The organism is Paraburkholderia sp. GAS41, assembly GCF_050436545.1.
Lineage (GTDB): Bacteria > Pseudomonadota > Gammaproteobacteria > Burkholderiales > Burkholderiaceae > Paraburkholderia.
Genome location: NZ_JBNDMK010000015.1, coordinates 33,999 through 47,399 on the forward strand (window position 1 = coordinate 33,999; position 13,401 = coordinate 47,399).

The following is a 13,401-nucleotide window of genomic DNA, read 5'->3' on the forward strand; positions in this document are numbered from 1 at the left end:
CCAAGGCTCGTGGGGTGACCTCCAGTTCACTCCCCGGGTCGACTTGAAGTAACAGGCCGAAAGCCACCGCGCGGACAATCCCGATTGCCTGCCCGGTGGCTTTTTGATACATAGGCGCATGGCCGCGCCGCATCCCTCCTCTCAACCCGCGCTGAATCCGCCGCCCGAACCGCCGCCGGTCTCGGATGCGATGGCGCGTGCGCATCGGCGTTACTGGCGTTTCAACCTCGTGTCGATTGCCGTGCTGATGGTGCTGGGCTTCCTGGTGTCGTTTGTCGTGCCGCTGGCCGCGCCCGCGCTGACGCAGGTGCGTTACGCCGGTTTCAGCCTGCCGTTCTATCTCGGCGCGCAAGGGGCGATCCTCATCTATGTGGGCTTGATCGTCATCTATATCGTGCTGATGCAACGCGCCGACCGCACGCTGCAACGCGCCTTCAACGCAGACACAGACGCGGCGGCAGAGTCAGCCGCGGCGGCCTCGACTGCCGCGCGCGGACTCTGAGCCGATGACGCTCACGCATCGGCTCATCCGCTCATACGCGTTCTACACGCTCGGTTTTCTGGCCTTCATCTATGTGATGTGGCGCATCGAAGAGGTAACCGGGCCGGGCGTATGGATTGGCTACGTGTTCCTGTTCGTGCCGATCGCCGTGTATGCGGTCATCGGTCTGCTGTCACGGACGTCCGACCTGGTGGAGTACTACGTCGCGGGCCGGCGCGTGCCGTCGGCGTTCAACGGCATGGCGACCGCGGCCGACTGGTTGTCGGCGGCGTCCTTCATTGGTCTGGCGGGCTCGATCTACGTGACCGGCTACGATGGTCTCGCGTATCTGATGGGCTGGACCGGCGGCTATTGCCTCACCGCATTCCTGCTCGCGCCGTACGTGCGCAAGCTGGCGCGCTATACGATTCCCGATTTTCTCGGCACGCGTTTTTCGAGCAACGCGGTACGCGGACTCGCCGCGCTGTCCGCGATCCTGTGTTCGTTTGTTTATCTGGTCGCGCAGATTCAGGGCGTGGGCTTGATCGCGACGCGCTTTATCGGCGTCGATTTTGCCGTGGGTATTTTCTGCGGACTGGCGGGCATCCTGGTGTGCTCGTTTCTGGGCGGCATGCGCGCGGTGACCTGGACCCAGGTGGCGCAGTACGTCATCCTCATTTTTGCGATCCTGATTCCGGTGTCGATGATCGCGCATAAGGACGGCCTTGGCTGGGTACCGCAATTCAACTATGGACGCCTGATGGCGCGTGTGGAAACACTGGAGCGGCAGGTGCGCGACACACCGCTGGATCAGAACGTGCGCGCCGACTACCAGGTGCAGGCGGCGAAGCTGCAGACGCAGATCGACAGGCTGCCGCAATCGTTCATTGACGAGAAGCAGGGGTTGACCGACAAGGTGGCCGAATTGCGCCGGCATAACGGTCCGCTGCGGGACATCAACACCAGCGAGCGCGCGCTCGAGCTGTTTCCGCACGACGCGGCTGCGGCGAAGATCGTGTGGACGCAACAGCGCGAGGCTTTGCTGATGCGCGCCTCGGCGCCGGTGCCGATGTCCGAGCCGTTTCCTGCGACGAGCGGTGCAGACCGGCAGACTCACGAGCGCAATTTCCTGTCGCTGCTGCTGTGTTTGTCGCTGGGGACGGCGAGCTTGCCGCATATTCTGACGCGCTATAACACGACGACTTCGGTGGCGTCCGCGCGCCGCTCGGTCGGCTGGACGCTGTTCTTCGTCGCGCTGTTTTATCTGACGGTGCCGGTGCTGTCCGTGCTGATGAAGTATGAGATCTTGACGAACCTCGTTGGGCATCCGTTTGCCGACTTGCCGCAATGGTTGACGCAGTGGCTCAGGATCGAGCCGAACCTGATCAGCATCGTGGATACGAATCGTGATGGCATCGTGCAATGGAGCGAGATCCAGATGCAGCCGGACATGATCGTGCTGGCCGCGCCGGAAATCGCGGGGCTGCCGTATGTGATGTCGGGGCTGATTGCGGCGGGGGCGCTCGCGGCTGCGCTTTCGACGGCGGATGGCCTGTTGCTGACCATTGCGAACGCGCTGTCGCACGATGTCTACTATCACATGGTCGACCCTGCGGCATCGAGTCAGCGGCGCGTGACGATTTCCAAGATCCTGCTGCTCGGGGTGGCGCTGTTTGCTTCGTATGTGGCGTCACTGAATACGGGAAATATTCTGTTTCTGGTGGGCGCGGCGTTTTCGCTGGCGGCCTCCAGTCTGTTCCCGGTGCTGGTGCTGGGCGTGTTCTGGAAGCGCACGACGCGGCGTGGCGCGGTGGCCGGAATGGTGGCGGGGCTCGTCGTCTGCATCTATTACATGCTCTCGACGTATCCGTTTTTCACGCAGATGACTGGCTTCGTGGGGTCGACGTGGTTTGGGATCGAATCGATCAGTTCGGGCGTGTTTGGCGTGCCGGCCGGGTTTCTGGTGGCGATCGTCGTGAGCCTGATGGATCGGAAGCCGGATGCTTATACCCAGGCGCTGGTGGACTACATCCGGCATCCGTGAAGGGGGTGAATCTGTTGCCGGGCGGGCGTTTCAGCGGTGTTTGGGCGGCGATTTGGAACAGGGCTGGCGCGGGGCCCATAGTTTGCTATAATTCGACTCCCGCCGGAGAGATGGATGAGCGGTTTAAGTCGCACGCCTGGAAAGCGTGTATAGGTTAATAACCTATCCGGGGTTCGAATCCCCGTCTCTCCGCCAGAATTTTGCAGAATGATAAGCCGTTGAATCGTTAGAGATTCAACGGCTTTTTGTCTATGGTGCGCCGGTGAAGCCTTCGCCGACAAACCGACAGCCTTCCGATTGATGCAATCGAGCTCCAGCCGCAAGTCTGATGGTGTGATCGCAGTCGTGCCGACGAGCAGGAGCACCCCACAGCAGCAAAACTAAGCGCGCCACCCACCACCACCCTCAAGCCCCCACCCGCGCCATCCACGCAGCAATCTCATCCACCACCAACCCTTCAATACCGTAATACCCATGCGGTGAAAGCGACGCACATTCATTGGAAGAACGCACACTACCGCCTTGCACGAAGAGGACCGTCGCATGAGTGTTACGCATCGATTGCGCAATGGATTCGGCCATTGACGGCGGGGCCACGCTGCATCGATCGTCCTTGTTCGCCACGATTAACGCCGGAACGTAGACATCCTGCGGATAAGCATCGAAAACCGTTTCGTGCGAGCCGCCGAGGATCGACACCGATTCGGTCAGGATCACGCCCGCAATATCGCCGTCTTTGGCGTGCGAGGCCGCGTTCATCGCAGCAATCGACCCCTGGCTCGTGCCCAGCACCCAAACGGGCGCGCTAGCCTGCTGATGCGCAAAGGCGATCACTTGCCGCGTCACGTCGGCATAGGCCGCGGTGCTGCGCTTGCCGCGCATCGACTGATGACCGATTGCATCGACGAGCACGACGCCGTAACCTTTCGCAGTCCAAAGATCGCGTGAGCGGACGACGAAATTGTCCGCGTGCCGGATCTGGCCATCTTTCTCGATACTGAGATCGTCGGCGCCGCCTGGAAACATCACGATGATGCCGCGCGCTTCCGACGACGGCGCATCGTAGAGCACGCGTTGAAACGTGCCATCTGCAAGCGGCAGATCGCGCACGACTACGCCGTCTTGCGACGCGATGCGGATCGCCAGATCGTTCGCGAGCGGCGGGCGATGCGGTTCGAAGCCGGACGCGTACGCCGTAGCAACCGCAAGCGAACCCAGCGCGAGCGCAACGAGAGACGAGCGGAGGCAAGCAGTTTTATGCAGGAGCACGTAAAGCCTCTTGAGCAGATAACTTCGGAATTTCCTTGTCACCCGGAGGATGACAAACGCGAGCATACGAGACACGCGGTCAAATGGGAAATGTGTGGGAATGCCGCGTGCCTTATCCATTGCGTGCATCAACACGGCACGTGGCTCGCGCTGCACCCGAAATAACGACCCGCTAGAATAGAGGCACATCGAGCCACGCCAAACCGCCCAACCACCATGCACTCACACGAATCCCTCCAGAAACTGGATATCGTCGCAGCCGACCAGCTTGCGGGTCGTCTCCCGGCGCATGTGATCGCCCATTTGCCGCCTGGCGAAGTCATCGTATTCGCCGTCAGCGACGACGCCTCGGATACCGCAGCATTCAGCGCACGCTATGGCTTTGGCCTGGAAGACTGCGCGAACACCATCGTGATCAAATACAAGAAAGACGGCACCGAGCAATACGCCGCAATCGTGACGCTCGGTTCGCTGCGGCTCGATATCAACGGCGCGGTGAAGACGCACCTCGGCGCGCAGCGACTGTCGTTCGCGAAGCGGGAGGTCGCGGTCGAGCATAGCGGCATGGAATTCGGCGGGATTACGGCGTTCGGGGTGCCGGATGACTGGCGCATTCTCGTCGACGCAGCCGTGATGGAGCGCGAGCAGGTCGTCATGGGTGCAGGCGTGCGCGAAGCCAAGTTGTTACTGGCGCCCGCTGTGCTGCGCAGCCTGCGCAATTGTGAAGTCGCGGCGCTGACGCTGCCTGCGGAGTAAGCCGCGAGTCAGCGTTGTGCTGAGGTGCCGATCACGGTGGCGATCTTTTCGCTTTTAGCGCGGCACGAACTGCCCACCCTTGCGCAACCCGAGCGCGCACTGCAAATATCCCTGTCGTTCAACCAGTTACCCGGTTTGCCCGCACGTTATCCACATCCTTATGAACGGAATGTGTGGACAACTTGCGGGCCTATGCGCGCGGGCTCGCTGGATGTCGATACATCGATCAATCAATATAAACCGTATATACTGTTTATATTGTTTATGACGTGGAGATGATAATGAACGAACCCAGCATCAAGAAGCCGACCAGCAAGACCTTTCACTTTCCCAAGAGCGCGGCGACAACCGCGGCGACGGGTGACACGAAAGTCGAGGCAGCGGTCGAAGCAATCGTGAAAGCAAAGCCGAAGGCAGTCGCAGCGTCGAAAGAATCGCGCCGTAAGGTCTCTACGAAAGTAGAAGCGGCACCGAAGACAGCCGCGCCGAAGGTGAAAGCCGAAGCAAAAGGAAAAGCCGTGCCGAAGACAGAAGCAGCGGCAACAGAAAAAACCGCAACAGAAAAGACCGCAAAGGTGAAAACCGCACCGAAGCAAAAGGCGGCAACCAAGACCAGGGCCGTATCCAAAGAGCAGACGGTCAAGGCTGGCGCAGTCGCCGCCGAACCCGTCCAGGCCGTGAAGAAAGAAACCGCTAAAAAGGAAACTGCTAAAAAGGAGACCCCGAAAAAGGCCAGCCCGAAGAAAGCGGTGGTGAAGAAGGAAGTCGCAAAGAAGGAAGTCGCAAAGAAAGAAGTCGCAAAGAAAGAAAAGGTCATCCGCGACAGCTTCACGATGCCCAAATCCGACTACGAAAAAATCGCTGCCTTGAAGCAGAAGTGCCTCGACGCGGGCGTATCGGTGAAGAAAAGCGAAGTGTTGCGTGCGGGCCTGCTCCTGCTCGAAGGAGCAACTGCGAAGCGTCTACTGGCAGCGATTTCCGCAGTGGAAGCGGTCAAGACAGGCCGCCCGTCGAAGTCGTAACGGAGAGCCGCGTCAGGCGAAAACGTCGCATGGTCGACGCCAGGCACTGACGCAATGCGCTAGGGAAGAACGCGGCAACGCATCGCGTTGCCGCTATGAGCAAGCCCCAACCGCTCACCTGATCGACTGGATCTGCGCCTGACTCAGTTCCCACGTGTGCGGCGGCAGCGGAATGAAGTGCACGGTATCGAGGTAAGCTTCATTGGTCTCGGACGGCACGATCGACCACAGCAGGAAGCGGCGCAGCGCTGCGGCGGTTGTCGGGTCTGCCTGCTTCGTCGAGACGACCGCGTACTCGTAGTTGACGAGCGGATAGGCTCCCGAGGCCGGCGCAAACACCAGACTCAGCCGCTCGTCAGCCGGCGTGCGCGGACCCAGCGAGGCGGCGCCGGCCGTAATGCTCTCTTTGCTCGGGAGTACGAACTCACCGGCGCCATTCTTGAGCGCGGCCGTACCCAGTTGCGCGGTCGCGAGCTTGTCGCTGAAGCTGACGCCTACATAGCCAATCGAGTAGGGCGTCGACTGCAACGCCTGCACCATCCCCGCATTGCCCACGGCCGTCGCGCTACCCGGCACGTTCGGCCACGCGATGGTCGTGCCGTAGCCCTTATCGTTTTCCCAATCCTGGGTTGCGAACGACAGGAACTGCGTGAACACGAAGGTATCGCCGGAGCCCTCGGCCCGGTGAATCGGCACGATCGCATGATTCGGCAATGCTACGCCCGGATTGAGCGCCGCGATCTGCGGCGCATCCCAGTTGCGGATCGCACCTGAGTAGATTCCGGCGAGCACGGGTCCATCCAGCTTGAGATGCGTCGTGTTGAGTCCGGGGACGTTGTAGTTGACCGTCTGTGCGGCAATCGCCAGCGGCACATTGATGATCTGCGGATGTTGCCGCATTTCTGCATCGGACATATAGGCATCCGAAGCACCGATCAGCACCTTGCCCGCCAGCACCTGTTGAATGCCGGCCTCCGAGCCGGTTCCCCCCACGCTCACGTGAATGCCGGGATGCGACTTCGTGTACGCGTCCACCCAGGTCGTGAAGAGCGGGTACAGCAGGGTCGAACCGGTTTCCGTCAGCGTAAGGTCTTGCGCATTCGCCAGCGCGCCCGTCATCAGCGTGAGCGTGGCGACGCATAGCGGCGCCGCGGCCCAACGCCGCCAACGCGAATGCAGTGCCGGATGCTTAACGTGGTGAGTCATGCCTCTCTCCGTCGCGTTACCAGGAAGTCGTCTTTTGTGTGAAGCAGTCAGGACGATGGGGGGACTTGTCTACTGTCCGATTTCGTCGAGGCTCACGCCATTCGTTTCGATACGGAAGATCCACGTCACCACGGCACCGAGAATCGACGTAGCCACGAGAATATAGAGCAACGGACCTGTGCCGATGCCCGTCAGCAGAATCGGGAACAGAAACGCCGTCGCCACCGCGCCGATCTTGCCGACCGCCGCCGCAAAACCGGCACCTGTGCCGCGAATCGCGGTCGGAAAGACTTCGCCGGCCAGCAGATAGGTCTGCGCGTTGGGTCCCAGGTTGGTCATGAAGTTGAACAGCATGAAACCGGCAAAGATGATGATGGTCTTGGTCGAGCCTTCAAATCCATCGGAGAACGAAGCAAGCAGCAGACCCGCCGCGCAACCGACGAAGCCGATCACCTGCAGCCAGATACGGCCCACCTTGTCGGCGAGGATGACCGCGAAGATGATGCCCACGATCAGCAGCATGGTGATGAGCGCGGCGCCTTTGGCGGCGAGGATGTCGTTGAGGATCAGGTCGGTGATGCTGCGCACGTGATCCTGCTTGGCGCCGAATGCGGCGCCGAGGATGGTCGGCGTAAAGATGCCGATCCCATACGTGCCCAGATCCTGCAGGAACCACGGCACCGAGGCGAGGATCGTCGCGCGCAGATTGCGTTTGGCGAACAGCGCGAGAAAGCTCCCGTGGCCGCCGTGACCGGTAGCCGCGTTGTCGATCTCACGCGACAGCGCGATGCTGGTCGGATACTGCGGCGTGCGCACGAGCAGGCGCGTGGCAGCGGCTTCCGCACGGTCGACCGCGCCGCGAATATGCAGCCAGCTCGGGCTTTCGGTGATGTAGAAGCGGCCGATCGTCACCGCCAGCGCGGGGATGATCGCCGTGCCGTACATCCAGCGCCATGCATCGAGGTTCGGGACCGTCGAGAGCACCAGAAAACCCACCGCCGTCCCGCCCAGTGCGCCGAGCGCCTGGAAGCCGAACGCGGCGAGCACCAGCTTGCCGCGGCTCGTGCTGGGGATGCTTTCGGAAATGATCATGTGCGCGGTCGGATAGTCGCAGCCAAGCGCGACACCGAGACCGAACAGGCAGATCACGAGCGAGACGAAGTTGGTGCACATCACCAGCAGGACCAGGAATGCGCAAAAGATCACCATCTCGACAATGAACATCCGCTTGCGTCCGAAGTAATCGGACATGCCGCCGAGACCCACGGCGCCGACCAGAATCCCCATCAGGCTGGCCGCGCTGATCAGGCCGTTCTGCGCGGCACCGATGCCGAACTCGCGCGAGATGAGCGGCAACGCCACGCCGGTCATGAAGACGACGAAGCCTTCGAAGAACTTGCCGGCGGCCGCGAGTGCCCAGATGCGCCATTGCATGCCGGTCATCGGCACCGAAGGAAGATGCGTACCGTCGGGCCACATCGGCCGTTCGTCGATGTATTGCTGAACGGATTTCACCTGGGCGCGCTGCAACCGCTCGGACTCTGCCACGTCATGCATGCGAATCTCCTTGTGGATGTGTTGCTATTGCGCTCGTGATGGAGTGGGATGTGGCTGCCGCGAGGAGGCCGCTTTGATGAGCGGCGCGACTCCCTCGCAGGGAATGGCGATGCTAGCGGCCATATTGACGCGCATGGGTGTCGGGCAGATGACAGGCGCAGTCGGCAGACCGTCGGCCAGGGGAAACCCGATCTCTGCGGGAGTGCTAAAGAATCGGGTGGGGATCAATGCAGCGACGGTGGTGCGCCGCAACGCGCACGCACCGTCAGCTCAACCGGCGAGCATCAGCCGCGGCTGCCGCGCGAAATCTCTTCACCCGCGCGAAGCGGCAGACGCAGCGTGACCGGAATGGACGCGAACGAGCACAGCCCGACGACGAGGAAGGCCGGCCAGAAATCGGTCCAGGCGACATGCACGTGACCATGGAGCAGTTGCGAAATCTGCAGCACGATCCCGCCGATCGTCACGCCGAGGCCGAGCGACATCTGCTGCACGACGCTGCCGAGACTCGTCGCCCGGCCAACATCGCGGCTTGCGATCTCCGCGTAGGTCAGCGAGTTCAGCGAGGTGAACTGCAGCGCCGGAAAGAACCCGCCGAGCAGCACCACGAACCAGATCAACCACGTAGGCGTGCCTGGAAAGAACGCGCCGCAAATTGCAATGGCGATACCGGATAGCGCGGCATTGACGACCAGCACGTTGCGAAATCCGTAGCGGTGCAACACGGTCGAAGCCATGGTCCGCATGAACATGCCGCCGAAAGCGGAGGCACAGGTAATCAGCCCGGACTCGAACGCGCTTCTGCCGAGCCCCTCCTGCAGCAGCAGCGGCAACAGGAACGGCAGCGCTCCCAGACCGATGCGGAACAACGAGCCGCCGGCCACGCTTGCCTGGAAGGTGGGAATGCGAAAAAAGCGCAGATCGAGCAGCGGCAGTTTGATGCGCAGCGCGTACGGGATGTAGCAGGCCAGCAGGAAAGCGCCACACAGGCACATGCCGATCGCATTGCTGTTCGACGTCATCTCTCCGCCAATCAGCGAGAGCCCCAGCAAAAACAGGGTCGCGCCGCCGGCCGAGAGAAAAAAGCCGATCCAGTCGAGCGGCCCCGGATGCGGCTCGCGCGTATTGATGATATGACGGTTGGTCAGATAAATGCCGAGCACGCCAACCGGCACGTTGATAAAGAAAATCAGCCGCCAATGCAGATACGTGGTGATGAAACCGCCCAGCAACGGACCGGCTGCCGGCCCGAGCATGGCGGGCACACTGAGGTAGTTCATCGCACGAATGAACTCGGATTTGGGCACCACGCGGAAAATAATGATGCGTCCGACCGGCACCATCATCGCTCCGCCTACGCCCTGTATGAAGCGGGCGACCGTAAAGGTGGCGAGCGAGTTGGACGCCGCGCACAGCAGCGAACCGGCCACGAAGATACCAATGGCAGTGCGAAATACGGTGCGGGCACCGTACCGGTCGGCAAGCCAGCCGCACACGGGAATGAACACGCCGAGTCCCAGCACATAACTCGTGACGGCGATCTTGAGGGTGACCGGATCGCGGCCGAAGTCGCGCGCCATCGAGGGCAGAGCGGTTACGATCACATTCGCGTCGACACTTTCCATGAACATCGCGCAGGCGACGATGAGCGGAGCAAGAAGCGCTTTCTGGACGAGTGTCATGGGTTGAAACGGTCTGCGGAAGGCTTGCGAAGTGCCGATTATGGCATTGGAACGCGCGGTCATGCGCTGAAGTGTTCCCTACATGAACCGCCATGATGCCAGGCGAATCCGCGAACGTGCGCGCGGCGTGGACGGCGCGAATCGCAATCGGGCAGGGCGCGGCACGAACCGTGCTGCTACGCGGGTGGTGTCCACGGCCACGCCTGCTCATGGTCACTTTCATGTTCACATTCACGCTCGCGTCTGCGAGCCAAAACCGGATTCACGCATGCTGACGATTCTGCTTACCGCCGTCGCCACGCTCGTCGTCGTGCTGGTGATCGCCAACCTGTCGAGCGGCGAAAAGAAGATCGAGCACAACATCGAACGGCTCTACGCCAGCGACGACCCGCAGTTCATGCGTTCGATGGGCCTGTTGCTCGGGCCGCCCGTCATCGGCGGCAATCGCTTCGAGGTACTGGTGAATGGCGACGAGATCTTTCCGTCGATGCTGGCCGCCGTCCGCTCGGCGCAAAAAACCATCACGTTCGAAACCTTCATCTACTGGTCGGGCGAGATTGGCGAACAGATGGCCCAGGCACTTGCCGACAAGGCGCGCGCCGGGGTCGCCGTGCATGTATTGCTGGACTGGATGGGCTCGTCGAAGATGGAGCGGCGCTATCTGCAGATGCTGCAAGACGGCGGCGCCGAGGTATTCCGTTATCACAAGCCGCATTGGACCGGCCTCGGCCGCATGAACGACCGCACGCACCGCAAGCTGCTGGTGGTCGACGGGCGCACCGGTTTTACCGGTGGCGTCGGGATTGCGCAGGAATGGACCGGCCGCGCTCAAGACCCGCAGCATTGGCGCGATACGCATTTTCGCGTCGCCGGTCCGGTGGTCGGGCATATGCAGGCCGTCTTCATGGACAACTGGGTCAAGGCAAGCGGCAATGTACTGCACAGTGCCGACTATTTCCCGGCGATCGAACCCTGCGGCGACGGCCTCGCGCATATGTTCAGCAGTTCGCCGTCGGGCGGCAGTGACGACATGCAGTTGATGTATCTGATGGCGATCACGGCAGCCAGCCATTCGATCCATCTGGCGAGCGCGTATTTCGTGCCCGACAAGCTGACGATCAACGCGCTCGTCGAAGCGGCCCGCCGCGGCGTCAAGGTGCAGGTGCTGACGCCCGGCAACAAGATCGACACACATACCGTGCGTGAGGCGTCGCGAGCGTGCTGGGGCGATCTGCTGAGAGCCGGCGTTGAAATGCACGAGTATCAGCCGACCATGTTTCACTGCAAGCTGCTGGTGGTGGATGAATATCTGGTCTCGGTGGGCTCCACCAACTTCGACAGCCGTTCGTTCAAGCTGAACGACGAAGCGAACCTGAACATCTACGACCGTGACTTTGCAAGGCAGCAGACGGCGATTTTCGCCGAGGACCTCGCGAAGTCCGAGCAGATCACGTTGGATGACTGGTTGCGCCGCTCGCCGAAAGAAAAGCTCATGGAGAAGCTGGCCGCGCTGCTCGATGGACAGCTTTGAAGTCAGGCCCGCTGCGGGTGCGCGAGCGGGCCTGCCAGCGGATCAAACCCGGATGGGCGGAATGCTCGACTGCTTGATGAACTGCGGTTCCTCGCGCCATTGGGTGGCCTGCTCGAACGCGTAGCCGAGCGCCAGCAAGCGCGCTTCGCTCCATGCCGGGCCAACGAACGACAAGCCGATCGGCAGACCGCGCACCAGGCCGGCTGGCACCGTCAGGTGCGGATAGCCGGCCACCGCTGCGGGCGTGGAGAAGCCATCGCCGCCGCTGTCGCCATTGATGAAATCGGTGAGCCAGGTGGTGCCGCCGGTCGGCGCGACAATCGCGTCCAGCCGGTGCTCGCGAAGCGCGCGGTCGATGCCTTCGTCGCGCGAACCTTTCCGGCAGGCGGCCAGCGCCTGCACATAGACGTCGCTGTCCAGGCCGCCCAACGCTTGCGCCTGGATCAGCAACTCCTGGCCGAAGTACGGCATCTCGCGTTCACGATGCGTGTCGTTGAATGCGATCAGATCGGCGAGCGTGCGAATGGGCGCGTGCGGCGCAAACGTCGCGAGCCAGAGCGGCAGATCGTGCTTGAACTCGTGCAGCAGCACGGCCTGTTCTTCGTTTTCGTAGCCGACCTTGGGCAGATTGATCGGATCGACCAGTTCGGCGCCCAGCAGCACCAGTTTGGCGAGGGCGTACTCGATACGTTGGTCGATTTCATCGTGGCCGGTGAAGAATTCGCGGGCCACGCCGATGCGCGCGCCGCGCAAGGCATTCTTGTCCAGCGCGGCCAGATAGTTATCAGGCGCAGGCGCGCCGAGGGTCGCCGGATCGCGCGGGTCCGGGCCGGCCAGCGCGGCCAGCAGCAGGGCGGCGTCGCCGACGGTGCGGGCGATCGGCCCGGGCGTATCCTGGGTGTGCGAGATCGGGATGATGCCGTCGCGGCTGATGCGCCCGACTGTGGGTTTCAGCCCGACGACACCCATCATCGAGGACGGCGACACGATCGATCCATCGGTCTCGGTGCCGATCGCGAGGCGTGTGAGGTTCGCTGCGACAGCGGCCGCCGAGCCCGAACTGGAGCCGCTCGTGGACCGGTCCAGGGCATACGGATTGCGTGACAGGCCACCGCGCCCGCTCCAGCCGCTCGTCGAACGTGGGGAGCGGATGTTGGCCCACTCGCTGAGATTGGTCTTGCCGAGAATCACGCCGCCTGCCGCGCGCAGGCGTTCGATCACATGCGCGTCGCGGCTGGCACGCACGCCGTCGAGCGCGAGTGAGCCCGCCGTCGTTGCCATCCGGTCGCCGGTGGCGATGTTGTCCTTGACCACCACCGGCACGCCATGCAGCGGACCGCGCGAGCTGCCGGCCGCGCGCTCGGCGTCGAGCGCGGCGGCAATCTGCAAGGCATCCGGATTGAGTTCGATGATGCTGCGCAGTTCCGGACCGTGCCGGTCGAGCGCGGTAATCCGTTCCAGATAGTGACGGCTGGTGCGCACGGCGCTGGCGGGGTCAGGGGCCGCGGAAGGGGCGTCGATATGCGTCGTGCTCGAAGGCACGGCGGACGCATGGCGTGTGGAAAGTGCGGAGGCTAGCAGACCAAGTGAAGCGAAAAAACTGCGTCGTCGCATAGGGATGTTTTTGTTGAAATGTAAACGCGGAAGCGCCACGCGATAGGCGTCCGGCCGGCTGTCTTTGCCGCAGCACCGTGGCAGCGAATCTTGATCGCGCGAGATTACCTTAACAAAATCGGCTGGCGGTGAAAGTCCGCACTGCAGTTAAGGCGAAGGGCGGCTACCTGCGAGCTTCATGCACGCTGTGTGAAAGCCGTGGGTTAAGTGAAGCGCGCCACGCTGTTTGCGCGAGTGGC

The 13,401-nt window shown here is 62.2% G+C and carries 10 protein-coding genes and 1 tRNA gene; 6 read left to right on the plus strand and 5 right to left on the minus strand.

The annotated features are described in order from the left end of the window. The first annotated feature begins 118 nt into the window (after positions 1–118). The 3 genes from P3T43_RS20565 (at position 119) to P3T43_RS20575 (ending at position 2,720) form a co-directional block, all read left to right on the plus strand. Complete coding sequence (locus P3T43_RS20565) at positions 119–502, plus strand: DUF4212 domain-containing protein (protein WP_429282884.1); 384 nt, start codon at positions 119–121, stop codon at positions 500–502. 4 nt (positions 503–506) lie between these two features. Beyond that, entirely contained in the window at positions 507–2,525 is a 2,019-nt protein-coding gene (locus tag P3T43_RS20570) for a sodium:solute symporter family protein (RefSeq protein ID WP_429282885.1), read from the plus strand. 104 nt (positions 2,526–2,629) lie between these two features. After that, a tRNA-Ser gene (locus P3T43_RS20575) sits at positions 2,630–2,720 on the plus strand. Positions 2,721–2,930: 210 nt separating this feature from the next. On the opposite strand, the gene P3T43_RS20580 is transcribed toward P3T43_RS20575, so the two are convergent. Beyond that, positions 2,931–3,794: an alpha/beta hydrolase gene (locus P3T43_RS20580; RefSeq protein WP_429282886.1), complete on the minus strand. Its 864-nt coding sequence runs from the start codon at positions 3,792–3,794 to the stop codon at positions 2,931–2,933. Positions 3,795–4,010: 216 nt separating this feature from the next. On the opposite strand from P3T43_RS20580, the gene P3T43_RS20585 reads away from it, so the two are divergent. Both P3T43_RS20585 and P3T43_RS20590 read left to right on the plus strand, forming a co-directional pair. Next, a complete protein-coding gene (locus P3T43_RS20585; RefSeq protein WP_429282887.1) occupies positions 4,011–4,550 on the plus strand; it encodes a YbaK/EbsC family protein in 540 nt (179 codons plus the stop codon). Between the two features lie 281 nt (positions 4,551–4,831). Further along, entirely contained in the window at positions 4,832–5,572 is a 741-nt protein-coding gene (locus P3T43_RS20590; RefSeq protein ID WP_429282888.1) for a hypothetical protein, read from the plus strand. A 114-nt stretch (positions 5,573–5,686) separates the two neighbouring features. On the opposite strand, the gene pstS is transcribed toward P3T43_RS20590, so the two are convergent. The 3 genes from pstS to P3T43_RS20605 all read right to left on the minus strand — a co-directional run bounded on the left by pstS (position 5,687) and on the right by P3T43_RS20605 (position 10,017). Further along, the gene (pstS, locus tag P3T43_RS20595) at positions 5,687–6,778 is read right to left on the minus strand and encodes a phosphate ABC transporter substrate-binding protein PstS (protein ID WP_429282889.1); all 1,092 of its coding nucleotides are present in this window, start codon (positions 6,776–6,778) and stop codon (positions 5,687–5,689) included. Between the two features lie 69 nt (positions 6,779–6,847). Next, positions 6,848–8,335: an MFS transporter gene (locus P3T43_RS20600; RefSeq protein ID WP_429282890.1), complete on the minus strand. Its 1,488-nt coding sequence runs from the start codon at positions 8,333–8,335 to the stop codon at positions 6,848–6,850. 284 nt (positions 8,336–8,619) lie between these two features. Beyond that, positions 8,620–10,017: an MFS transporter gene (locus P3T43_RS20605; RefSeq protein WP_429282891.1), complete on the minus strand. Its 1,398-nt coding sequence runs from the start codon at positions 10,015–10,017 to the stop codon at positions 8,620–8,622. Positions 10,018–10,285: 268 nt separating this feature from the next. Here P3T43_RS20605 and P3T43_RS20610 point away from each other — a divergent pair, with 268 nt between their 5' ends. Continuing rightward, positions 10,286–11,548 carry a phospholipase D-like domain-containing protein gene (locus tag P3T43_RS20610; RefSeq protein ID WP_429282892.1) on the plus strand — a complete coding sequence of 421 codons (1,263 nt, stop codon included), beginning with the start codon at positions 10,286–10,288 and terminating at the stop codon, positions 11,546–11,548. A 42-nt stretch (positions 11,549–11,590) separates the two neighbouring features. Here P3T43_RS20610 and P3T43_RS20615 read toward each other — a convergent pair whose 3' ends face one another. Continuing rightward, positions 11,591–13,162: an amidase gene (locus P3T43_RS20615; protein ID WP_429282893.1), complete on the minus strand. Its 1,572-nt coding sequence runs from the start codon at positions 13,160–13,162 to the stop codon at positions 11,591–11,593. Positions 13,163–13,401 lie beyond the last annotated feature (239 nt).

Bases quoted from the DNA above. Each gene is read 5' to 3' on its own strand.
- P3T43_RS20565 (WP_429282884.1), top strand. From the start codon at position 119: ATGGCCGCGCCGCATCCCTCCTCTCAACCCGCGCTGAATCCGCCGCCC.
- P3T43_RS20570 (WP_429282885.1), top strand. From the start codon at position 507: ATGACGCTCACGCATCGGCTCATCCGCTCATACGCGTTCTACACGCTC.
- pstS (WP_429282889.1), bottom strand. From the start codon at position 6,778: ATGACTCACCACGTTAAGCATCCGGCACTGCATTCGCGTTGGCGGCGT.
- P3T43_RS20605 (WP_429282891.1), bottom strand. From the start codon at position 10,017: ATGACACTCGTCCAGAAAGCGCTTCTTGCTCCGCTCATCGTCGCCTGC.
- P3T43_RS20600 (WP_429282890.1), bottom strand. From the start codon at position 8,335: ATGCATGACGTGGCAGAGTCCGAGCGGTTGCAGCGCGCCCAGGTGAAA.
- P3T43_RS20590 (WP_429282888.1), top strand. From the start codon at position 4,832: ATGAACGAACCCAGCATCAAGAAGCCGACCAGCAAGACCTTTCACTTT.
- P3T43_RS20610 (WP_429282892.1), top strand. From the start codon at position 10,286: ATGCTGACGATTCTGCTTACCGCCGTCGCCACGCTCGTCGTCGTGCTG.
- P3T43_RS20585 (WP_429282887.1), top strand. From the start codon at position 4,011: ATGCACTCACACGAATCCCTCCAGAAACTGGATATCGTCGCAGCCGAC.
- P3T43_RS20615 (WP_429282893.1), bottom strand. From the start codon at position 13,162: ATGCGACGACGCAGTTTTTTCGCTTCACTTGGTCTGCTAGCCTCCGCA.